2 protein-coding genes are annotated in these 811 nt (G+C 64.0%); one reads left to right on the top strand and one right to left on the bottom strand.

Going from position 1 to position 811, the window contains the following annotated elements; all coding sequences use genetic code 11:
• Positions 1 to 329 precede the first annotated feature (329 nt).
• On the bottom strand, positions 330 to 566 hold the full coding sequence (locus AC01FP_RS18230; RefSeq protein WP_474482247.1) for a hypothetical protein: 237 nt from the start codon (positions 564 to 566) through the stop codon (positions 330 to 332).
• Between AC01FP_RS18230 and AC01FP_RS18225 the strand changes: the two genes are divergently transcribed.
• On the top strand, positions 565 to 747 hold the full coding sequence (locus tag AC01FP_RS18225) for a hypothetical protein (protein WP_474482244.1): 183 nt from the start codon (positions 565 to 567) through the stop codon (positions 745 to 747). The genes AC01FP_RS18230 and AC01FP_RS18225 overlap by 2 nt on opposite strands.
• The last annotated feature ends 64 nt before the right edge of the window (positions 748 to 811 follow it).

Below are 811 nucleotides of genomic sequence, written 5' to 3'. Positions count from 1 at the left end.
CAGGCCTAGCCAAAAGCTTCAACCAATCAGCAAAGCGTCTGCTGAACGGCTTGGGAAAAGGGGCTAAAAATCGCGGAAAATCGTTGGGGTGCATCCCATCAGTGAAGATGGCCTTATGATTGCAGCCTGCCTTGGTGATGGAGCGGAAGTAGGCTTTTTCTTCGGAGAGCACAGCGCACCCAGGAACCACTGCTCCTCGATCTAGAGGCGCTGGCTGAATTGAGGCTGCAGATGGCCTGAGGGCCAGGGCCCGCCGAGAGCCCTGATCCCGGCATCTCTCCGCTGATGCGCCTCTCCAGTAATGGGGAGGGCCAGTCCAGGGACGAGGCCTATGGCGGACTGGTCATGCCGCCGGTGGCTGAACGCAGCGGCAGGGCAGTTCTGGGTTGGCGGTAGTCCACGGCGCAGGAGAGCACGTCCCCGATGGTCCGCCCCTTGGCCAGCAGCCACCAGATGCGACGGGCTGGCCGCGCCTCAGCGTCAAGGCCAAAGCGAGCACCCAACGGGTGGCCTTGACCCTGTGGCTCAGGGGCGTGGAGGGGGGCCTTTCTTCTCCAGCTCGCCATGGAAGCCACCACCACTGCTCCCTGCCGTTCCCGCCAGCGCAGGCCACAGCGTCGTCATCCGGTACAGGTCGCCCGTCAGCTGGTGCTCTTCTCCCTGCCGGTTCCGCAGCCGATCGGCTGCTGCTGGGATCTGATCTGCCCAGAGGCCTGCTGCGAGGAGCCGCTGCGCTGGAGGGACTAGGAGCATGTCGCACATAGATCCACGCGCGCCCAATCCACAGCCAGCCCTCAATCTGCCCAGAACC

The sequence above is a fragment of the Cyanobium sp. NIVA-CYA 375 genome (genome assembly GCF_056108345.1).
The sequence above is the reverse complement of the archived record's forward strand: the minus strand, read 5'-3'. Positions and strand labels throughout refer to the sequence as shown.